Below are 20,147 nucleotides of genomic sequence, written 5' to 3'. Positions count from 1 at the left end.
AAGAGAAGACTTAAAATGGCGAAAGCAAGCGCTCGTGCGCAGCACATCATTGTTAATTCAGAAAAAAAGGCCTTGGAGGTATTAGAGAAACTCAACAAGGGTTCTACTTTTGAAGCCATGGCGGCACGTTATTCTAGCTGCCCTTCGGCTAAAAAAGGTGGCGATTTGGGCAGCTTTGAGAAAGGCGAGATGGTTAAAAGCTTTGATAAGGCCGTATTTAGCGGCCCGCTAAACCAAGTATTGGGACCAGTAAAAACCCAATTTGGTTACCATTTAATTAAGGTAAGCGAGCGTTGGGACTAAGCTAGTCTTTTACATTATCGAGTTTTAATTGGCCTTTTTCGCTTAAGCGAATCGCTGGCCAAAAACTTCCCACATCCAGTTTTACATCTACTTGATAGTCCAGTTCTGGCTTTTTCAATTGTAGTAAGCTACCTAGTAGCTGCATGCTGGCCATGAGGTTGGCTTGAGCGGGTAGGCTAAAAGTCGCTTCGCCATAGGCGGGCACGCTGGGTAATTCGCTGGTGGCTCCGTTAACCACTTCATGACCGTTTAAAGAGAGAGAATAGACTGCACCCGCTAGGTTTAGCGCTTGTTTATTGGGGTTGACCACCCGCAAATTAATGTCAAAGCTTGGCGCTAGCCCTGAATTGGAGTTGGGAACCACTGATATTAGATTCACTTTGGGGGGCTCGCTAGGTACTACCGAACTGCAGGCGATTAAGCCATAACACAGTAATAGCATGATGGTTTTTTGCAGGGCTTGGCGCATTGTGGCTCAACTTGTCGAAATTATTTGTTGCTAGTTAAGCACAAACTTTTGGGCTTTGCATGCATTGCGAAGTGGGCAGCTAGTCTAAACCGCTGCCCTTACATTTAATCGACCGCTTTTACCCAAAAGGTGCCAACTTCAGCACGCACTACGTAGACTTCGGTGCCTGCCTTAATCGGTTGCTCACTTTTTAAGGCCCAGCTAACACCAGAGTACTTGTAATGGCTTAAGCCGCGTTTATCGATGTCTTGCTCGCAAAAGAAGCGGTGGCCGTCAAAATCACTGCTCACTTGTTTGTTGTCGGCACTATTTTGTAAGCGGCGCATCGGCTTCCATAACAATCCAGCCAATACACTCGTGGTTAAGGCATTGGCCAAAAGAATGCTGTTCCAGCTTTCTGGTAATACCCCCATCCACACTAGCGAGCCGGTTAACATCAGTGACAGGCCAACAAAAAATAAAATGAAGGTGGCAAAGCCAATCACCGCGACCTCAATGGTCAGTAGGATGATGCCTAGGGCAATCATCACTTGAGGAATGTGGTTGCTAAGCAGCTCGCCCATATTAGTTGCCTCGGTTAAGCGCGTTCAAAATGGTGGTGGCTTGTGCTACCAATGAACCGGCTTCGGTACTGCTGTCGGGCAGCAGTACCACACTCGATTCTTTAGCAATCGCATGTTTGGCTTCAATGGCTTTAGTAGCAAGGTCTAGTTGTACCGCTTTTTGTCCTTCAGGAGTGGCCGCGGAAGCACCAATGGTGGCGAGCGCTTTAGCTTGTGCATCGGCTACCGCAAGAATCGCTTCGGCTTCACCTTCGGCGCTCAGTACTTGTTCACGTTTTTCTGCCTCGGCTTGCAGTACCCGCGCTTGTTTCTGACCTTCGGCAATATTAATTGCCGCGGCTTTTTCACCTTCCGATTCTAATATTTTTGCGCGACGTTCCCGCTCGGCACGCATTTGTGATTCCATTGAATCCATAATAGAGGCCGGTGGCGTAATATCTTTAATTTCGTAACGTAATACCGCCACCCCCAAGAGGCTGAGGCTTCGTTAATTTGCGCAACAATTTTAGCGTTTAGCGCATCCCGTTCTTCAAAGGTTTTATCTAATTCGATTTTACCAATTTCAGAACGCATGGTGGTTTGTGCCAATTGGGTCACCGCAAATACGTAGTCTTCCACACCGTAGGTCGCCTTGTAGGGGTCGAGCACTCGAAAATACAGTACGCCGTCTACCGATAAGGAGATGTTGTCTTTGGTGATCGCCGCTTGGCTTGGTACATCGTAGGCTTGCTCTTTTAATGAACGGCGCGCCGACACTTGGTCAACAATCGGGATCAGGAAGTTAATTCCGGCCTCTTTAGTTGACTGGTATTTACCAAAACGCTCAACCACCCAGGCGGAGTTTTGTGGGACAAACTTAATTGAGGATTTAAGTACAAACAGCGCAAAAATTAGCAGCGCAACTTGTACGGTCAATAGATAATCGAAAACGATGGGCATGATATTTTCCTTCACTGTAAAATTAATCAAATCGCGAATAGTTGCTTAGCCAAAGGCCGAGTGTGCAGATGTTAAGTCGCTGCTTAACCGCTTATTATTTACCCGCAAGAAGAGCATAAATCTTGCTGATAATACAGTAATTTTGCTTTATTTAGTGAAGCCGCTTGTAAAGCCTGAGTGATTTAGCCGGTTTGACTCATTCATCGTTGTAAATAGCGGCTTAGGGCTTGGTCCCAGTAGGGATTTAATCCAAAGCGTTGAGCCAAAAAGTCAATCATCACTCGGCTGCGCTGCGGTAGGTAGCGAGTATTAGGGTACACCGCCCAAGCGTGTAAGGGTGATAGCTGATAGTCAGCCAACACTACGCTTAATTCACCAGTAGTAATGGCTCGCCAAGCGATAAAGGTGGGCGCATAAGCTATGCCATGACCGGCAATCGCCAAATCGCGTAACAAGTCGCCATTATTGGCGCTGACATGGGCTTGATAGTGCAGCTGATGGATCTGTTTATCGGGGCCGGTTAGTTGCCAGTGTGGCGGGCTTAAGCTGTAGTGGAGGATTTGATGCTGTTTGAGATCTTGTGGGTGTTTCGGTTCACCGTGTTTGGCCAAATAGTTTGGCGCGGCGACTAGCACAAAATTAATTGGGGTGATTTTTTTCGCTCTAAGGCTAGAGTCTTTTAACTCGGCAATCCTTAGTGCGATATCAATCCCTTCGGCCACCAAGTTATGTTGGCTATCAGACAGGCTTATTTTTAGTTTTAGCTCGGGATGAAGTCGCATAAAGGCGTCAAAGGCGGAATTAAGGTGGCTGAGACCAAAGGAAAGTGGTACTGCAATGTGTAAGCTGCCACTTAAGGTTTGTTTTTGATTGTGGGCATCTTGGTTTAACTGCTCCACCTCGGCCAAGATTCCCAAGCTGCGTTGGTAAAATTGTTGGCCGGTCTCGCTCAGGCTTAAACGGCGAGTAGTGCGTTGCATTAAGCTGCCTCCTAAGCGTTGTTCGAGGGCGCTAAGCCGGCGACTTACTACTGATTTGGCTACGCCCAGTTGTTCGGCGGCGCGGCTAATGCTACCTGCTTCTACCACTCTTACAAAGACTTGCATTTCTTCCAGCTGTCCCATCGCTTACCACTCCAAACTTATATCTATTGTTGCAATTATAAGAACAATAATTTGCTTTTGTTAATGTTTATCATTGTTAATAACAACACTAAGCTGTGATTAAGCATTAGCGCTTAAGTTATTGGAGAACAGCACCATGAACGCACTTAAAGATGTCAGCCAAGCTCTGGCACGACTATTTTTAGCCTTGATCTTCATTGTATCGGGTTACGGCAAAATTGGCGGTTATGCCGGTACCCAAGCCTATATGGAAGCCATGGGGGTTCCGGGCATGCTACTCCCCTTGGTGATTGCCCTAGAGTTATTGGGGGGTATTGCCATTGTATTGGGTTGGCAAACCCGCATCGTGGCATTTTTACTGGCAGGCTTTAGTTTGGTCTCTGGACTGTTGTTCCACTTTAATCCCGACGACCAAATACAGATGATTATGTTGATGAAAAACATCGCCATAGCGGGTGGTTTCCTACTGTTAGTGGCGCATGGAGCGGGTCGTTATTCTTTAGATCAACGTAACGCCTAGGAGAGTATTGTGAATAATTTTAGACAAATCGAAAAAGTTGTGGCGGGGCAAGCCACCAGCGATGGTGCAGGGGTAAAGTTAACTCGCATGTTGGGTAATGCGCAGCTCGCCCACCTCGATCCTTTTTTAATGTTGGATTGTTTTGAGTCGGATAAGCCCGATGATTATTTGGCGGGCTTTCCCGAACATCCTCACCGTGGCTTTCAAACGGTTACCTATATTTTGAATGGGCGAATGCGCCATAAAGACAATGCCGGCCACGAAAGCGTGATAGAAGCAGGCGGAGTGCAGTGGATGAATGCTGGACGTGGCGTGATTCATTCCGAAATGCCCGAGCAGCAAGACGGTTTGCTGAAAGGCTTTCAGTTGTGGGTGAATTTGGCCGCCGAACATAAGATGTCGGCTCCCGGTTACCAAGAGCTCAGCGCCGAGCAGATCCCGCAACGTCGCGATCAGCAGGGTAACTTGATTCGAGTGATTGCCGGGCAACTGGAAAATGGCTTGCAAGGAGCGGTGCAAACCCAATACACCCCAGCCAGTTATTTGGACATAAGTTTAGTTGCGGGCGCTGATTTGAACTTAACTTTACCGGCTAACGATCAAGCATTTGTCTATGTAATTGAAGGTGAGCCAAGTATCGGCCAGCAAGTCCTGAAGGCTTATCAGCTGGGGGTCTTGAGCACGGGCGAGCAGCTACGCTTACAAAGTACTGAGGCTAGCCGAGTACTGGTGATTAGTGGTCAGCCGATTAACGAGCCGATTGCATGGGGAGGCCCCTTTGTGATGAATACTCGCGAAGAAGTGCTGCAAGCCTTCGATGACTTTCAAAACAATCGTTTTTAAGCGGGTCGCTCCCTGCTTAAGTTTGGCACTGCCTTCGTGGCAGTGCATTGTTTTAAATTTTCACAACTAGAAATTATTCGGTAATACACATTAGGAGCAAGCACATGGGTTTATTAGTAGACGGGAAATGGCACGACAAATGGTACGACACCGATAAAAATCAGGGACGCTTCGAGCGCAGCGAGTCGCAATTTCGCAATTGGGTGACGGCCGACGGTAGTGCTGGGCCTAGTGGTGAAGCCGGCTTTAAAGCCGAAGCGGGCCGTTATCATCTGTATGTTTCCCATGCCTGTCCATGGGCTAACCGCACCATGATTTTTCGTAAGCTGAAAGGCTTAGAAGAGATGGTCGATTTCTCGGTAGTGCATTGGCTAATGGCCGAAAATGGCTGGACCTTTGCTAAGGGTGCAGGGGTAGTGGCCGACCCGATTCATCAGGCTGATTTTTTGCATCAAATATATACCGCCGCCGATGCCAATTACTCAGGGCGAGTGACTGTGCCAGTATTATGGGATAAACAGCAACAAACCATTGTATCCAATGAATCAGCCGACATTATTCGCATGTTTAACTCGGCTTTTGATGGCCTAGGCGCCAACAGTGGTGACTATTATCCACAAGCCCTGCGTGAGCAAATAGATACGCTTAACCAGCAGATTTACGACACGGTAAACAATGGGGTGTATAAAGCCGGTTTTGCCACCACCCAGCAAGCTTACGAGGAAGCACTGCATCCCTTGTTTGCTACCTTAGATGAGCTGGAGCAACGCCTTGCTAGCCAGCGTTATTTAATGGGTGAGCAGCTAACCGAGGCCGATTGGCGTTTGTTTACTACCTTGATTCGTTTTGATGCGGTATACGTGGGTCACTTTAAGTGCAACCTAAAGCGCATTGTTGACTACCCCAATCTTTATGGTTATTTGCGTGAGCTTTACCAAATAGAAGGCATTGCCGAGACCATTCATTTTGACCATATTAAAGGCCACTATTATCAAAGCCATACTATGATCAACCCTACCGGAGTGGTACCGCTAGGGCCGATTTTGGACTTAGATAAGCCCCATCAGCGGGCGCAGCTTTGATAGTTAGTTAATAATTGCTCAGCATTTTATATATACTCCAGCTATACTGGATTTACTTTATATAAATTAGGTGCTTAGTGATAATTTTGATGCGGGCATGCGGTTTGCTATTAGTGTGGCTTTGGCCGATGTTAGCAGTCGCACAAGCAAAAATTCTGGTGATAGAAAGCTATCATCAGAGCTTCGCTTGGGATCAAAGCTATATTCAAGGTATAGAAGAGGTGCTGAATGAGCATTATCAACTCAGTTACTTTGAAATGGACACTAAGCGCTTGCCGCCAGCCGAACACGCCAACCGAGCAGAATTGGCTTGGCAGCACTATCTAAGTATTCAACCCGATTTAGTTATATTAGGCGACGATAATGCACTTAAGTATTTGGGCCGCCGCTTTGCTGAAACCACTGTGCCGGTGGTGTATTTAGGGGTGAATAACAATCCTCGCCATTATCATGTGCATCAGCGCTTTAATATTACCGGGGTACTGGAGCGGCCGCTGATAAAACGCTCTATCACCATTATTCAGCAAATTAGCCAGCTGCAGCTCAAACGTATACTGGTATTGTCAGATAACAGCACTACCTCCCAATATATTTTGAGTGATGTTTTTAACCACCGAACCCAGCAGTTGATATCCGGTGTAGAAGTGGAACTCAGGCTGATTAACGATTGGCGAACCTGGCAACAAACCGTGTTAAATGCCAAGGCTGAAGGTTTTGATGCTATTGCATTTATTCTTTATCAATCGCTCACCGATGAGGCACAGCGAAATGTGGATTCAGAGCAAGTGATTAGTTGGTCGGTAAGCCACACCCCGTTGGCACCTTACGGTTTTTGGGACTTTGCTGTTGGCCCTAATAAAACTATTGGCGGCTTGGTGATGGTGGGTTACGAGCAAGGAAAAATTGCCGCCGAAATGGCCCATACCATCTTATCTACTGGGGCCGTACCACGTACTCTTGGCCCTATAACCGCCGAAAAAGGCCGCTATTTGTTTAGCCGTAGTCAATTAAAACACTACAACATTTCCCTACCTGAAAACATTCAAAACAAAGCTGATTTTGTTGAATAAATAAACAGTTTTTGTTGATTATTCATACATCTTACTTGTTGCTTGTTTGTTCGTCTTGCGTAAATTGACATTTGATATTATGTTTGCTTTTAGTGTTGGTTTTGTTGCTTTTTATATCTATTTGTAACAAATCCCCGCAATAATGCTACGCATTACAAGGAGGTAAGTAGTATCGCCTCTGTCTCGGTGATTCACCGCTAATACAACTAACCTGGTAAATAGGGATATTAACAATGAGAAAACTCAGCGCCTTAGCTGTTATATGCTCGGCCAGCCTGCTTAGTGCATGTGGCTCTAGTGATGATAATAACGGCGGTACAACTCCTCCGGAGGAGACCACCAGCACTTCCTTTGCGATTAGTGTTGATGCTCCACCAAGTTTAATTACCACGCAAATTCAAGGTATTAGCTTGTTCACGCAAGCTTATGCCGATCCGGTAGATAGTTTAACTAAAGATAACTTTGCCGTGGCGATCATCGATGCCGACGGTAATGTGATTGAAAACGTAGAATTAACTGACGAGCAATGGTCACAAGAACCAGACGGTTCTTACGTGATCACCTTACCTGGTGGTGTACGTTTAGACTGTGTGATTCTGGTTGATTTAGATGGCACGCCAGCGGTGCAACTTAACCAGCCTCTGCCTAGCGATAACATTTTCGCTCCAACGACTTCTGAAGCGTTTCAGGTGGACTTAAGCTCTACTGCAGCTTATCGCGCAGTAGTTGAGCAAATTGCAGCGGCCAGTACTTCGGGCAGTGACTGGGGAGACTTTGCTTCAGCGGTGCCATCTGGTAACGAAGTCGCCAGTGATGTGAGTGTGGCTCAGCAGTTGGTGAGCAGTGTGATTGAAGAAGTACGTGAGCAAATCGAGCAAGCGATATTAGATTCAGGTAACGACTTCACCTTAGAAGATATTTTGGAAGATCCTGCAGTTCAAGAGCTAGCCGATAATGTGGTTGACCGTATCGAAACCGAAACCGGCGCCGCCGATAGCAACGTGGCAGAGCTACTACAGCAAGGCTTTTGGTGGGTTAACTCCTATTCAGAAAATGATTACCTAGAATTTGAAACGGGCAATATTAGTTTTGATGGTGTGACTACTTCAGAATCGCTCTACATCTGGGATGTGAAAGGTGGTGAAGCCTTAGATTTAACTATGGCTGATGAAGAGTATGCGCAAACTATTGCAACTGCCGATACCACTGGGTATGAAGTTGACCGTTGGGTGTTGGGTAGCGAAGGTTGGTTAGCCGACTACGATATGCCGCTATTCCGCAGTGCTGACGCAAGCAGTGCCACCATGACCAATATCGGCTTGCATAGCGATGCCAGCCTAGACCGCACAATTAGCTTAAAACAAGTTGATTTAGCTGGTGCTTCGATTCGCGCTTTTGCCGCCACCGAAGATGCGAGTGACTTGGTGCCGTATATTCCGGCTAACGCCATGTTTAGTGAGGGTGCGCAAGCTTACTTGGGCTCAGAAACCGCAGCTGAAGATCGCTACCGGATTTACAACTGGGATTGTGAACAAGAGGGTGAATTCTGTAACCGCATTTACCGCAATATGGGCGGCGGCGCTGAAGAAGCGGCACCAACCAGCCTAGACGCGTTATTCTCTGAGCAAGCAGCAGAAGAGAATGACTACGCCATGCAGGGCATCTGGATGACACCGACTCAGGCAGGCAATACCAGTGTATTGGCTGAGTTTGTGCAAGACGATGCCAATACCGTGAATTTCTACAAGATTTTCCATAACGATCAAACAACTGAAAAACTGAGCTTCAGCACGACTTGGCAAACGCAAACGGTGAGCGGTCAAGAAATAGTGCGGGTGAGCTTACCTTTGGCTTTAGTGGCTTATGGTGCAGAAAGTGATGATTTAGAAATCTTCTTCACCGTGGCGGAAGGATTGGTTCGCCGCGGTAATGTAGAAATGGCGGGTACCGAAAACTTCTACTTGTTTAACCAACAAGCTATTGAAGACATGGGCGATGCGCTGCACCGTGAAAGCTGTGATTTAGAGGGTTTAGCTACTGACTTTAGTGAGCAACAGTATAAAGACTTCTTTGCCAGCTGTGCCTACTTGTCTGCCAGTGATGGTATTAGCGATTTCTACGATGGGCGCTTAGTCAGAATAGCTGGTAGTGATGGAACGACTCGTGCCTATGACTTCAATGAGGATGGCAGTGTAGATTACTACCGCGCGGGTGTATTGCTTGACGGTGTGACCTACAGCGTAACCGACGAAGGTTTCATCAAAGTTGAGTTTGCCGATGACTCTTACGACTTATTAACTTTTGTTGCAGCTGAAGATCTTGAAAATCAAGATGAGTTACTAACGGTTGCTGTATTTACTCAGGACTCTGAACTCGCAGAAGCTTGGTATTTCAAGGGCTGGTTTACTGATCGTGCTGCCATCTATAGCTGTGGAACTGGTGATTCCGACTGGGACGACGCCAACGAAGTCCCTGTAGAAGGTACCGAAAAAGTTTTGGCCAATTACCAAGCAGCGGTGACTGAGTGTCAAATGCCAATTGCTGGTCGAGTAGCCAAGTTTGATGCTGAGCGCTTAAAAGGCACGGCTTTAAAAGCCAGCTACGAAGAAGAACAGGAAGAGGAATACTACTTGTTCAGTGATGTAGCCAGCAGTGAAGCGGGTTGGTATGAAGGCGAAGTTCGTATCATCCATGAACAGTTAAGCATTGACATGATATGGCAGGTAACCGAAGCCGGTGAGTTAAAACTACGTGCTACTTTTGATGATGGTAGTGGTGCGGTAGATATCGAAGAAACCAATACCATTGTTGCAAGTAATGGTGTCGAATTTAGCTTGAAGATCTTTGCTCAGCAAAGTAATTGGGCTACTGACTTTGACTACATGAGTGCCGATGAAGGTGAAATTTGGAGCGACGTGCGCACTCTTGTTGCTATAGACGACGTGCCTGCGCTTTAAATAATCTTAGTTTAGGTTAATCAAACGGCCTTTTAAGGCCGTTTTTTTTGCGCTGAATTACCACTTTAACTGTGCTTTCAACTAGGCTAATTGGAATATCGCTTAATCTTGCTATCTAGTTGTGGCGCAATGGCGTAAAATCCTGCTGGTTTTTAAGCCAATGTGCTTAGCGTTTTATTTGATTCAGGAACTTTCATGACTAACAACGATATTCTTCGACGTCTTCGCTATTGTTTTGATTTGAACGATAACAAGATGATTGGCATTTTTGCTCAAGCGGATTTAAAGGTGAGCCGCGCCGAAGTGAGTGACTGGTTGAAGAGAGACGACGACTCGGCCTACCGTAATTTAAACGATCGTACTTTAGCGATATTTCTTAATGGTTTTATTAATGAAAAACGAGGCAAGCGCGAAGGCCCTCAAGCTGAGCCTGAAAAGCGTTTAAATAACAACATCATATTAAAGAAGTTAAAAATTGCCTTAAATCTTAAAGCCGAAGATATGCTAGAGATTCTAGGCCTGACTGGTTTTCAATTAAGTAAGCATGAGCTGAGTGCATTTTTTCGTAAAGCTGAACATAAACACTTTCGTTTATGCAAAGACCAAGTGATGCGTAATTTTTTACATGGCTTACAGTTAAAATACCGGCCTAATCCTGAGCAAGCGGCCGATTTTAGTTGGGACGAAGAGTAAGCCAGTCTTAGTTGCTTATTAATATAAAAAAGCCGAGTAAGACTCGGCTTTTTGCTATTTAAACCAAGGTCTTAGTGATCTTCAAAAAGCTTGGTCTCTAGCTCACTAAGCTCTGGCTGTTGCTCATCCTGCTCAAGGCTTATGCTGTAAGGATGGCTGGCAAACACAGCCTCGGCTTCACTAAAATTGTCAATTAAGGCTTGGCCTTGATGGTACAGGCAACGCCGACCGGCTTGATAGATGTGGCGACTCATCAGCTGACTCCTCTATTAAAGGCTCAACTATAAATACGCAGTAAAGGGGCAGAAGGATCGCTAAACAGTGTAGCCAATTGGGGCCGAGCCAAAGCTCAAGCCCCTTGGGATATTAAGCGCCTTGCGCCGCAGACAGGTTAATAGATTGCTCTTTATCGTCGCTTAATTGTGGGTCATCTCGGTCGGTTACGCTAAGGGTAATTACCGCCGCTACCACCATTGACGCACCACCTAGCATTAGTGCCATCATTGAGTCACCACCGAAGAATTCACGGGTCACGTAACCTAAGATACCGGCCGCTAAAATTTGTGGGATAACGATGAAGAAGTTAAATACGCCCATGAAGAAGCCCATTTTTTTGCTTGGCAACGAGCCCGCTAAAATGGCGTAAGGCATACATAGTATGCTGGCCCAGGCGAAGCCAATGCCGACCATGTTAATCATTAACAATTTAGGGTCGCTAATAAAGTTCATGCCCGCCAGGCTAATACCACCAATGGTTAAACAAAGCGCATGAACCACTTTACGGCTGGTGCGAGCAGCTAGCCAAGGTAGCGCAAAGGCCGCTAGGGCGCTAACCCCGTTATACATGGCAAAACATAAACCTACCCAGTCAGCACCTTCGTTATACAGGGCTGAAGAGGCATCACTGGTGCCGTAAACACTGCTAGTTACCGCCGAAGTGGTGTAGATCCACATAGCGAATAGGGCAAACCAAGAGAAGAATTGCACCACAGCCAGTTGGCGCATGGTTTTTGGCATTTGTTTTACGTCTTGCCATACACTGGCTAAGCCGTTACCAGTTTCTTGCTCTGGTTCATCGCTTTCAAAACCTGCCATTTCTTCTGGGCTGTATTCTTTAGTGCGTAGTACCGTCCATAATACTGCGCCAAAAAATACGATAGCACCGGCGTAAAAAGAAATCTTAACCGAAGGTGGAATCACTCCTTCGGGCGCGGTGTTAGCAATGCCAAACCAATTGCTAAGCATGTAAGGCATGGCCGAAGCGATAACCGAACCTACACCAATGAAGAAGGTTTGCACGGCAAAACCTTGAGTGCGTTGCTCCGATGGTAAGTTGTCGGCAACTAAGGCGCGGAAGGGTTCCATAGATACGTTGATAGAGGCATCTAAAATCCACAACATACCCGCAGCTACCCACAAGTGAGGTGAGTTAGGCATTACTAGTAGTGCTAGCGAAGACAGTACTGCACCCGTTAGGAAGTAAGGGCGACGACGACCTAAACCATTCCAAGTGCGGTCACTCATGTAACCAATAATCGGTTGAATTAATAAACCGGTCACTGGCGCAGCCAGCCATAAAATAGGAATTTGGTCGATGCTGGCACCAAGGGTTTCGAAAATACGACTAACGTTGGCGTTCTGTAAGCCAAAGCCAAATTGAATGCCTAGGAATCCGAAACTCATGTTCCAGATTTGCCAAAAGCGTAGTTTGGGTTTCTGTGTGTTCATAAACTTACCTACTAGTGAGGACGGGCACTTGGGTAGTCCAAGCAATAAAAAACTGGCGCGATTGTGAAGACAAAAGGTGATTTAATCCACAAAATTTAAGTGACACGGATCGCATATAGTATTGAAAATGTTTTCATTGTCACATTTTTCGGTTTTGTTCCCTGCTTTTTTTGATTTTTATCAAAATTATATAATGCTCCTGAGAGCAGTGTGCTTTGGAATACATAAGGTTTTTAGTGTCGTGGTGTTAGTGGTGTTGTTCGCTTCGTCAACGTGCTAAGGACGCGCTATTTATGCTTATGCAGCGTAGGCGGATAAAAGTAGGAAAAATTGTTGTTTCGCTGCTTGATCTTAAGTTTCGCTTAACTATAATAACTTTCGAATCGAAACTTAATAAAAAGTAAAATGATCAAACGAAACACCCAACAGCGCCGCAGACTGATTCTAGAACGGCTCGCCGAGCAAGGTGAGCTCAAGGTAGACGAGCTAGCTCAGCTATTCGAAACCTCTGAAGTTACGATCCGAAAGGACTTGGCCAGTTTAGAAGCCAATGGCCTGCTATTACGTCGTTATGGCGGCGCGGTACCCATCCCCAGCGAATTGATTAACGAATCGCAAGACGAGCAGGTGTCTGAACAGAAACAGGCTATTGCCCATACTGCGGCTGGTTTAATTCGCGACCATAACCGAATCATCATCGACAGTGGCAGCACTACCGCCGCCTTACTGCCCGAATTATCCGGTAAAGAGGGCTTGGTGGTGATGACTAATTCTTTAAGTATCGCGGCGGCGCTGCGTGAATTGGAAAATGAGCCTACGCTATTAATGACCGGTGGCACTTGGGATACCCATTCAGAAGCTTTTCAGGGACAAGTGGCCGAACAAGTATTACGTGCCTACGACTTCGATCAACTGTTTATTGGTGCCGACGGCATCGATGTAGAGCGAGGCTCAACCACCTTTAATGAGCTGGTGGGTTTAAGTCAGGTAATGGCCGAAGTGGCGCGCGAAGTAGTGGTATTGGCCGAATCTAGCAAGATTGGTCGCAAAATTCATAACCTAGAGTTGGCATGGTCAAAAATTTCAACTTTAGTAACAGACAAGCACATCGATCCCGACATCGCCAAGCAAATTTCTGCTCAGGGCGTAACGGTGGTTGTTGCTCAATAACTTTATCGACAAGGAAAAAACTATGTGTGGAATTGTAGGAGCGGTAGCGCAACGTGATGTTGCTGATATTTTAGTAGAAGGTTTACGTCGCTTAGAGTACCGCGGCTATGATTCATCGGGCGTGGCCACCATTACCGCCGAAGGCGAGCTAAGCCGAGTGCGTCGCCTTGGTAAAGTACAAGAGTTGGCCGAAGCCCTAGATCAAACACCAGTATTGGGCGGCACTGGTATCGCCCATACTCGTTGGGCCACACATGGCGAACCTAGCGAGCGCAACGCTCACCCCCATGTTTCATGTGAAACCATTGCGGTGGTACACAATGGCATCATCGAAAACCACGCTGAATTACGTGAACAGTTAATCGCCAAGGGTTACCAGTTTGAATCTGATACCGACACCGAAGTGATTGTGCACTTGGTAGAGCACAAGGTAAAACACCACCAAAGCTTGGTAGAAGCGGTGCAATCGGCAGTGGCCGAGCTAGAAGGCGCCTACGGCATGGTGATTGCCGATAAGCGAGACCCAGAACGCCTAGTGGTAGCGCGTTCGGGCAGCCCCTTGGTGGTGGGTTACGGTGTGGGTGAAAACTTCATCGCCTCAGATCAGCTAGCCTTGTTACCGGTGACGCGCCGTTTTGCCTTTTTAGAAGAAGGTGATGTAGCCGAAGTAACCCGCCGCTCGGTGACTATTTACGATGCCACTGGCGAGCGCGTAGAGCGTGAAATTACTGAATCAACCGCCTCACACGACGCCGGTGACAAAGGTCAGTACCGTCACTACATGCTTAAAGAAACCTATGAGCAGCCTATCGCTATTCAACGCACCTTAGAAGGCCGCTTGAAAAACGGCAAGGTATTAGACAGTGCCTTCGGCCCTAAAGCCGCCGAAATCTTACCGACGATTGCGCATGTGCAAATTATTGCCTGTGGCACGTCTTACAACTCTGGCATGGTAGCGCGTTACTGGTTTGAAGAATTGGCTGGTATTCCTTGTAACGTAGAGATTGCCTCAGAGTTTCGTTACCGTAAGTCATTTACCCCTAAAAACAGCTTGTTAGTCACGCTCTCGCAGAGTGGTGAAACCGCCGATACCCTAGCGGCGCTACGTTTGGCCCAGCAGCAAGGTTATACCTCTAGCCTTACCATTTGTAATGTGGAAGGTTCATCCTTGGTGCGTGAATCCGACATGGCCTACATGATGAAAGCCGGTGCCGAGATTGGCGTAGCCTCAACCAAAGCCTTCACCGTACAATTAGCTGGCTTGTTAATGCTGGTGGCCGCGATTGGTCGTCATAAAGATATTTCTGAAGAGCTAGAAGCGCGCATTGTGAGCTCTTTATTGGCGCTGCCTGCCAAGATTGAGCAGGCGCTCAATCTAGACGCTGCCATTGAAGAGCTAGCCGAAGACTTTGCCGACAAGCAACACAGCTTATTCCTGGGGCGTGGCACTCAATACCCGATTGCTATGGAAGGGGCGCTGAAACTCAAAGAGATTTCTTACATTCATGCCGAAGCCTATGCCGCAGGTGAGCTGAAACACGGCCCTCTGGCGCTGATTGACGCCGACATGCCAATTATTGTAGTTGCGCCCAATAACGAGTTATTAGAGAAACTTAAATCTAACGTTGAAGAAGTACGCGCCCGTGGTGGTATTTTGTATGTCTTCGCCGACAAAGACGCCAAGTTTGAAAGCGACGACACCATGCGAGTGATTAATGTACCGCATGTAGACGAGCTTATCGCCCCCATCGTTTACACCTTGCCTTTACAGCTACTGTCTTACCACGTAGCGCTAATTAAAGGCACCGACGTAGACCAACCCCGTAACCTAGCCAAGTCGGTGACGGTGGAATAAGCCGAGGCGGGTTTATTTAGTTTTAGTCCAACTGACTAAGCCATTCATCAATGCGTTCATCTTTTGGCTGAGCGCATTTTTTTGTATTTAACTTTATGGAGTTAGTCGATCTAAAGGGCTTTGTGTATACGCAAACCGAGAGCCTAATACATGGGTATAAATTTCGGTGGTTTTTACATCAGCATGGCCAAGTAATTCTTGAACAGTACGGATGTCTGCTCCGCTACGTAAAATTTCAGTGGCAAAGGAATGGCGAAAGGTATGAGCGGTAATACGCTGGGTTAAGCCGCTTTTTAACACCGCTTGACGCAATTGTTTTCGATAGGCTGTTTCGTGTAAGTGATGGCGGCAAATGTAGTCATCGAATGGGTGCGTGCAGCGAACCGAAGAAGGAAACAAGTATTGCCAAGCTAAATCTTTAGCGGCATTGCCATATTTTCGAATTAAAGAAGCGGGTAGTGAAGTGAGACCAAAGCCTTGCTCAGTATCGAGCTGATGTAGGTGCTTTGCAAATTCAATTTGTTCTAGCAATGCCTTATCGAGTGAGTGAGGCAAGATGGAGTAACGGTCTTTAGCCCCCTTGCCTCGGAACACAAAAACGGTGTGGTTATTAAAATTAATATCTTTGATGCGTAGTTTTAGCGCTTCATTAATTCTTAAACCACAACCATAGAGTAAGGCGGTAATAAGCCAATATTTGCCCTTTAAGTGCGTCAAGATGACTTGCACTTCATGTTCGCTTAAAACACTGGGCATTCTCTGTGGTTTTTTAGTAAAGGAATATGCAAGTCCTTGGATGTCTCTTTTCAAGAGGTGTCTGTACATGAATATTAAGGCACATAAAGCTTGGTTTTGAGTTGCGCTGCTGACTTGCCGACTATTCGCTAAATGAGAAAGAAATTGTTCAATTTCCTCATTTCCCATGTTGTTTGGGTGTTTTTTATTGTGGAAATAAATGAATTGCCGGATCCAATATAAGTATACTTTTTCCGTTTGCAGGCTATAACGACGCACTCGTAGTTCAGCTCTAATAGACTCAATGAATGGAGATGCCGCCATGTTGTCAACCTACAATGATGTATATATATACAGTTATAATAGGAATTCAGTGAATGTGCGACAAAGCGAGCCTAAAATTAGTCAAACTGTTCTCGCTTTGTTTTTGCCTGTTTTTGCAACCACCTGAATTTACTTAGTTTATTTTCAGTGCCTCTAAATTTACCGCGCCAAAATTTGGCGCGGTAAATCTATTCTCGCTTTGTCTTTTATCAATAAGCGCTGTGAAACTTCGATTTTTGCTGGTAAGTTATTGTCATTATTAATTAATTTTACTTGGAATGAGTTTTACCTAGGTAAAAATGGCTGGGGTTTAATGAGAAGTCCGGGTAATACACTGTTAGCTTGAAAATCGAAATCGGAGCATTTTGAAATGCCTAATGTTAAAGCTTGGAAAGACAAACTGAATCTGGAAACATACCAAGGCTCAAGCTGTTCGACGCTTCAGGTGGTTGACAGTCAAAGTCGTGAACTCCTTGGTGCAGAAGTGTCTATCCCGGTTCAGATTATGTACCGGTTGTACCATCTCGGGCGTGCCTACGATTTTCACACAATGAAGCTGCTCCGGCCTGATGGTAAATCCATTTTAGATTGGACTCATATTCAGCAATTGCGTGCCGAGATTGAATGCCTGTCAGATATCGTGGTTGACCCGGTAGTTGCTCACTTTGTAAGTATCTTGCTGTCGCGTTTTGAGGCAACAAATGTACGGACGGCTTGTAATCTTATCTATGTGTCACCGCAATCAAGCTAACAAATGCTTCAATGCGGTCGCTGCGCTCCCTGGGACGCCAGCCACGACGCGGCAAGCCGCTGGCTGTCGCCCTTTAAGCAAGCGTTAAAGCTCTACACATCAGAATTTGAGAATTGCGAGATGGAATGGGACTACGAAAGAAAAAAAGAAAAGGAAGTCGAGATTCAAGAATCTATTGAATGCCATCTTCGTGAGGTAGGCATTGAAGAAGCTCAAATACAAATCACTGCAAGAGAATTTTTTGAGAAGGCTATACAGGTCACGCCGCCTGAAAAAGAGCAGGTGTATATGCATCTGGTTACCTTGGCACCATCTGGACGTGGCGGCGGTCGTAGCTCCAAACTAGGTAATATTAGGCTTAATGTCCGCACTTTGTTTGAAGCTGTTTCAAATAGCGTTTTTACCGTAATTTCTGCAACGCAAGCACCTTGGGCAATACCCTTTGCCGCAATATTGCTATGGAATAGCATATGGAGGAATACCCAAATAGATTTATCGGAAGCGGAAGCTGTCACTCTCTGGGTTATGTGGCAGATTAAAGATTCAAATAAGAATGTAAAATCCGAAGATCTTAAACCGGCCATTGATAATCATGCCCGAAAATACGAAAGACAAACTCTTTCCGAGGCGGATATAAAACATGCACTTAAAAAACTCAATGAGATAGGGTGCATAAAAGCGGCTAAATCGGCAAGTAATACCTGGTGGCTATGTGAATGGATTTCGCCTTCTTACCGATAAGGCTTTAACAAACGCGTCAATTAGGACGCTCGCAAGCTCGCGCCTATTACGCGGGCGTTATGTGAAATATTGATGGAAATAGTCACTTTAAACTGGGAAGAAACTATTCCTGTAAGGCACAAAGTTCTATGGCCTGATAAGCCCCTTCATTCTGTAAAGTTGAGGGGACGAAAGCGGTCGACATTATGGCGTCAAAATTGAAGGAGCATTAGTATGTGTTGCCTCAGTTTATATAGATGCAGGTAGTGCTCGGTTAAGAAAGTTTGCAACACTTGAAGAGTTTCAAAATCGAGGTATTGGAACGGCCTTGCTTCAACACATGATAGAAGACTCTAAATCTCTTCATGTAAAAAAGTTTTGGTTTGACGCTCGAGAGTCAGCAATTGAATTTTATAGAAGGTTTGGATTTTCTATGGAAGGTGGTCGTTTCTTTAAAAGCGAAATTGCCTATTTTAAAATGGCTAAAAGCTTGGTGGCATAGTGCATCACATAACAAATTGAAGCACCCGCCCGTACCGGGCTATGGACAAAAAACTCACTGGCGTTCGTTTTTTGCCGGTGTTCAACGACGTTAGGCTCACAAGAAGGAGAGATCGTGGAAGTGAAAAAGGTATTATCGCCAGCACAAATAGCTGGTGGATCGTTTTGGGGTGGGCCAATTGCTACAGTTTATTATTTAAGGAAGAACTATCTGTTGATAGGCAATGAAGCGCTAGCGCAAAAAACACTTATATATGGAGCCATATTTATAATATTCCTGATGGCTATTCTTCCTTTTTTGCCAGAAAAATTCCCAAACATGGTATTGCCTTTAGCATATTGTTTGGCTGCCAGACAAATAGCTGAAACTACCCAATTAAAAAAAGACCAGATCGAAGGCAGTGAAGAATACACATTTGAGTCAAACTGGAAAATATTTGGGGTGGGTATACTAACGCTGCTTATATTCCTAATAGTTGCAATGGCAGTTATGTTTGCGCTCGAAGCTGCCAGTATAGTTAGCTTAGCCTAACAAGTTGCTGTTGTTCGTTACGGCGCAAAGAGCCGCGCCTCCACCGGACGCGCTAACCGCGCGCCGCAAAGCAAGGCGTTAGCCCTCACAAGAATTAGAGTACGCACATGGCTTTGAGTAAACCACAAGATTTGTTTTCTCTTGCATCTGGAGACACAGTTTCAAAGCGAAATCTATTTGATCTAATCCAGTACTCAAAAGTTGATTCCTCACCATATTGGTCAGGCCCAGAGTTCACAATAGGCAACACGCCCCAGCAAGGCATAAACTGGGTTGGAGATTTACCATCTGTAAAAGCAGTAATTATCAAGACTCGCCCAGGCTCATACGAAGAAGATGGATGGTCTGACGATGATAAATCGGCATTTCACTACTCATTCAAAGCAAGGAACGGGAAGGTTAATTTTAAGGAAAAGGCAAACGACGTTTTAATCAAACAACCACAGCACCTTTATCCTATTCTCCTGTTCACGGAATCAAAGGAAGGATGGCGCTATGAAGGTGACTTTTCTGTTTCTGAAATTGAAAATAATTTCGTTGTCCTCACTCGGAAAGGCTCATCAACTGAAAATGCTATCCATAATCAGGATGAGGCGGTGTATCAAGAGGGTGAGCGTCGCTACGTAACCCATTTAATGGCAGAAAGAAGCAAGGCTGTTGTTTCTGCGGCAAAAAGCGCTACCTCATGGGTCTGCGAAATATGTTCAATGAATTTTTATGATAAATATGGGGTCAAGTATATTGAGGCACACCATAAGACGCCAATTTCTACTTATTCAGCGAAATACACTATAAAGCCCCAGGATTTGGCGCTCCTTTGCCCTAACTGCCATAAGGCAGTCCATATACATATGAAGAATAGTGGCCTTGAATATGATGAAATCACCAAAATTCTGGCCCCAACGGGCTAACAAGCGCATGTTGTCGGACTGGTTTTCCGCTGCGCTCCAAACCAGCCGCAAATGCGGGCGTTATATACCTGCGGAACGTAAATATGCACATTAAGAAGTTGTGGTTTTTGGGCTTTATCGTTACTTCTCTAATGAGTCTTCTGGGGTTTTACTATGAATGCGTATGGGCTTACGGAAAGGTTCAAGGCCTGGAGTCATTCTCGAAGTTCGACGATCCACATGGATATTGGTATTTCATAGTTGTTTATGTAAACACTTCTTTGCTTTGCCTGTTTATAGCGCTTAAAGAGAATTACCCGTATAGACTAAGGGCTTTGATGAACTTTAACCTAGAAAGTAGGCTCAAGCCCGCGCAGG

General features: G+C 45.8%; 20 protein-coding genes and 1 pseudogene. 14 read left to right on the top strand and 7 right to left on the bottom strand.

Features of this window, described 5'->3' with window-relative positions; genetic code table 11:
• Positions 1–15: 15 nt before the first annotated feature.
• A complete protein-coding gene (locus tag AR383_RS12465) occupies positions 16–303 on the top strand; it encodes a peptidylprolyl isomerase (RefSeq protein WP_055733432.1) in 288 nt (95 codons plus the stop codon).
• Position 304: 1 nt separating this feature from the next.
• On the opposite strand, the gene AR383_RS12460 is transcribed toward AR383_RS12465, so the two are convergent.
• The 4 genes and pseudogenes from AR383_RS12460 to AR383_RS12445 form a co-directional block, all read right to left on the bottom strand.
• Positions 305–772, bottom strand: a complete 468-nt coding sequence (locus tag AR383_RS12460; RefSeq protein ID WP_055733431.1) for an LEA/WHy family protein — start codon at positions 770–772, stop codon at positions 305–307.
• Between the two features lie 104 nt (positions 773–876).
• Positions 877–1,335: an NfeD family protein gene (locus tag AR383_RS12455; protein WP_055733430.1), complete on the bottom strand. Its 459-nt coding sequence runs from the start codon at positions 1,333–1,335 to the stop codon at positions 877–879.
• A 1-nt stretch (position 1,336) separates the two neighbouring features.
• Positions 1,337–2,274: pseudogene (locus AR383_RS12450) on the bottom strand (SPFH domain-containing protein).
• Positions 2,275–2,474: 200 nt separating this feature from the next.
• The gene (locus tag AR383_RS12445) at positions 2,475–3,398 is read right to left on the bottom strand and encodes a LysR family transcriptional regulator (RefSeq protein ID WP_055733429.1); all 924 of its coding nucleotides are present in this window, start codon (positions 3,396–3,398) and stop codon (positions 2,475–2,477) included.
• Positions 3,399–3,534: 136 nt separating this feature from the next.
• On the opposite strand from AR383_RS12445, the gene AR383_RS12440 reads away from it, so the two are divergent.
• The 6 genes from AR383_RS12440 to AR383_RS12415 all read left to right on the top strand — a co-directional run bounded on the left by AR383_RS12440 (position 3,535) and on the right by AR383_RS12415 (position 10,563).
• Positions 3,535–3,918 carry a DoxX family protein gene (locus AR383_RS12440; protein WP_055733428.1) on the top strand — a complete coding sequence of 128 codons (384 nt, stop codon included), beginning with the start codon at positions 3,535–3,537 and terminating at the stop codon, positions 3,916–3,918.
• Positions 3,919–3,927: 9 nt separating this feature from the next.
• Complete coding sequence (locus AR383_RS12435) at positions 3,928–4,761, top strand: pirin family protein (RefSeq protein ID WP_188407518.1); 834 nt, start codon at positions 3,928–3,930, stop codon at positions 4,759–4,761.
• A 104-nt stretch (positions 4,762–4,865) separates the two neighbouring features.
• Positions 4,866–5,843 carry a glutathione S-transferase family protein gene (locus AR383_RS12430; protein ID WP_055733426.1) on the top strand — a complete coding sequence of 326 codons (978 nt, stop codon included), beginning with the start codon at positions 4,866–4,868 and terminating at the stop codon, positions 5,841–5,843.
• A 128-nt stretch (positions 5,844–5,971) separates the two neighbouring features.
• Positions 5,972–6,913: an ABC transporter substrate-binding protein gene (locus AR383_RS12425; RefSeq protein WP_229711231.1), complete on the top strand. Its 942-nt coding sequence runs from the start codon at positions 5,972–5,974 to the stop codon at positions 6,911–6,913.
• Between the two features lie 233 nt (positions 6,914–7,146).
• Positions 7,147–9,870: a hypothetical protein gene (locus AR383_RS12420; RefSeq protein WP_055733424.1), complete on the top strand. Its 2,724-nt coding sequence runs from the start codon at positions 7,147–7,149 to the stop codon at positions 9,868–9,870.
• A 195-nt stretch (positions 9,871–10,065) separates the two neighbouring features.
• Positions 10,066–10,563 (top strand): YehS family protein, encoded by a 498-nt coding sequence (locus AR383_RS12415; protein ID WP_055733423.1) that lies wholly within the window; start codon positions 10,066–10,068, stop codon positions 10,561–10,563.
• Positions 10,564–10,634: 71 nt separating this feature from the next.
• Here AR383_RS12415 and AR383_RS12410 read toward each other — a convergent pair whose 3' ends face one another.
• Together AR383_RS12410 and AR383_RS12405 are read right to left on the bottom strand one after the other, a co-directional pair.
• The gene (locus AR383_RS12410) at positions 10,635–10,817 is read right to left on the bottom strand and encodes a hypothetical protein (protein WP_055733422.1); all 183 of its coding nucleotides are present in this window, start codon (positions 10,815–10,817) and stop codon (positions 10,635–10,637) included.
• 112 nt (positions 10,818–10,929) lie between these two features.
• Positions 10,930–12,291, bottom strand: coding sequence for an MFS transporter (locus AR383_RS12405; RefSeq protein ID WP_055733421.1), 1,362 nt, complete (start codon positions 12,289–12,291; stop codon positions 10,930–10,932).
• A gap of 405 nt (positions 12,292–12,696) precedes the next feature.
• On the opposite strand from AR383_RS12405, the gene AR383_RS12400 reads away from it, so the two are divergent.
• Complete coding sequence (locus tag AR383_RS12400; protein WP_055733420.1) at positions 12,697–13,461, top strand: DeoR/GlpR family DNA-binding transcription regulator; 765 nt, start codon at positions 12,697–12,699, stop codon at positions 13,459–13,461.
• A gap of 22 nt (positions 13,462–13,483) precedes the next feature.
• Entirely contained in the window at positions 13,484–15,316 is a 1,833-nt protein-coding gene (gene glmS, locus AR383_RS12395) for a glutamine--fructose-6-phosphate transaminase (isomerizing) (RefSeq protein WP_055733419.1), read from the top strand.
• 93 nt (positions 15,317–15,409) lie between these two features.
• On the opposite strand, the gene AR383_RS12390 is transcribed toward glmS, so the two are convergent.
• A complete protein-coding gene (locus tag AR383_RS12390; protein ID WP_055733418.1) occupies positions 15,410–16,375 on the bottom strand; it encodes an integron integrase in 966 nt (321 codons plus the stop codon).
• A gap of 370 nt (positions 16,376–16,745) precedes the next feature.
• Here AR383_RS12390 and AR383_RS12385 point away from each other — a divergent pair, with 370 nt between their 5' ends.
• The 5 genes from AR383_RS12385 (at position 16,746) to AR383_RS12365 (ending at position 19,790) form a co-directional block, all read left to right on the top strand.
• Positions 16,746–17,126, top strand: a complete 381-nt coding sequence (locus AR383_RS12385) for a hypothetical protein (protein WP_055733417.1) — start codon at positions 16,746–16,748, stop codon at positions 17,124–17,126.
• A gap of 3 nt (positions 17,127–17,129) precedes the next feature.
• Positions 17,130–17,867 carry a hypothetical protein gene (locus AR383_RS12380; RefSeq protein WP_055733416.1) on the top strand — a complete coding sequence of 246 codons (738 nt, stop codon included), beginning with the start codon at positions 17,130–17,132 and terminating at the stop codon, positions 17,865–17,867.
• Between the two features lie 196 nt (positions 17,868–18,063).
• Positions 18,064–18,348 (top strand): GNAT family N-acetyltransferase, encoded by a 285-nt coding sequence (locus AR383_RS22125; protein ID WP_335338403.1) that lies wholly within the window; start codon positions 18,064–18,066, stop codon positions 18,346–18,348.
• 114 nt (positions 18,349–18,462) lie between these two features.
• Positions 18,463–18,879: a hypothetical protein gene (locus AR383_RS12370; RefSeq protein ID WP_055733415.1), complete on the top strand. Its 417-nt coding sequence runs from the start codon at positions 18,463–18,465 to the stop codon at positions 18,877–18,879.
• A gap of 107 nt (positions 18,880–18,986) precedes the next feature.
• Positions 18,987–19,790, top strand: coding sequence for an HNH endonuclease (locus AR383_RS12365; RefSeq protein ID WP_055733414.1), 804 nt, complete (start codon positions 18,987–18,989; stop codon positions 19,788–19,790).
• Positions 19,791–20,147 lie beyond the last annotated feature (357 nt).

It is taken from the genome of Agarivorans gilvus (assembly GCF_001420915.1).
Classification (GTDB): domain Bacteria; phylum Pseudomonadota; class Gammaproteobacteria; order Enterobacterales; family Celerinatantimonadaceae; genus Agarivorans; species Agarivorans gilvus.
Note: the sequence above shows the minus strand (reverse complement) of the source record. Positions and strands in the feature narration are given on the sequence as shown.

What these genes read in the sequence shown, in the direction of transcription:
- AR383_RS12465 (WP_055733432.1), top strand. Translation starts at nt 16, where the DNA reads ATGGCGAAAGCAAGCGCTCGTGCGCAGCACATCATTGTTAATTCAGAA.
- AR383_RS12460 (WP_055733431.1), bottom strand. Translation starts at nt 772, where the DNA reads ATGCGCCAAGCCCTGCAAAAAACCATCATGCTATTACTGTGTTATGGC.
- AR383_RS12455 (WP_055733430.1), bottom strand. Translation starts at nt 1,335, where the DNA reads ATGGGCGAGCTGCTTAGCAACCACATTCCTCAAGTGATGATTGCCCTA.
- AR383_RS12445 (WP_055733429.1), bottom strand. Translation starts at nt 3,398, where the DNA reads ATGGGACAGCTGGAAGAAATGCAAGTCTTTGTAAGAGTGGTAGAAGCA.
- AR383_RS12440 (WP_055733428.1), top strand. Translation starts at nt 3,535, where the DNA reads ATGAACGCACTTAAAGATGTCAGCCAAGCTCTGGCACGACTATTTTTA.
- AR383_RS12430 (WP_055733426.1), top strand. Translation starts at nt 4,866, where the DNA reads ATGGGTTTATTAGTAGACGGGAAATGGCACGACAAATGGTACGACACC.
- AR383_RS12425 (WP_229711231.1), top strand. Translation starts at nt 5,972, where the DNA reads ATGTTAGCAGTCGCACAAGCAAAAATTCTGGTGATAGAAAGCTATCAT.
- AR383_RS12420 (WP_055733424.1), top strand. Translation starts at nt 7,147, where the DNA reads ATGAGAAAACTCAGCGCCTTAGCTGTTATATGCTCGGCCAGCCTGCTT.
- AR383_RS12415 (WP_055733423.1), top strand. Translation starts at nt 10,066, where the DNA reads ATGACTAACAACGATATTCTTCGACGTCTTCGCTATTGTTTTGATTTG.
- AR383_RS12410 (WP_055733422.1), bottom strand. Translation starts at nt 10,817, where the DNA reads ATGAGTCGCCACATCTATCAAGCCGGTCGGCGTTGCCTGTACCATCAA.
- AR383_RS12405 (WP_055733421.1), bottom strand. Translation starts at nt 12,291, where the DNA reads ATGAACACACAGAAACCCAAACTACGCTTTTGGCAAATCTGGAACATG.
- AR383_RS12400 (WP_055733420.1), top strand. Translation starts at nt 12,697, where the DNA reads ATGATCAAACGAAACACCCAACAGCGCCGCAGACTGATTCTAGAACGG.
- glmS (WP_055733419.1), top strand. Translation starts at nt 13,484, where the DNA reads ATGTGTGGAATTGTAGGAGCGGTAGCGCAACGTGATGTTGCTGATATT.
- AR383_RS12390 (WP_055733418.1), bottom strand. Translation starts at nt 16,375, where the DNA reads ATGGCGGCATCTCCATTCATTGAGTCTATTAGAGCTGAACTACGAGTG.
- AR383_RS12385 (WP_055733417.1), top strand. Translation starts at nt 16,746, where the DNA reads ATGCCTAATGTTAAAGCTTGGAAAGACAAACTGAATCTGGAAACATAC.
- AR383_RS12380 (WP_055733416.1), top strand. Translation starts at nt 17,130, where the DNA reads ATGCTTCAATGCGGTCGCTGCGCTCCCTGGGACGCCAGCCACGACGCG.
- AR383_RS12365 (WP_055733414.1), top strand. Translation starts at nt 18,987, where the DNA reads ATGGCTTTGAGTAAACCACAAGATTTGTTTTCTCTTGCATCTGGAGAC.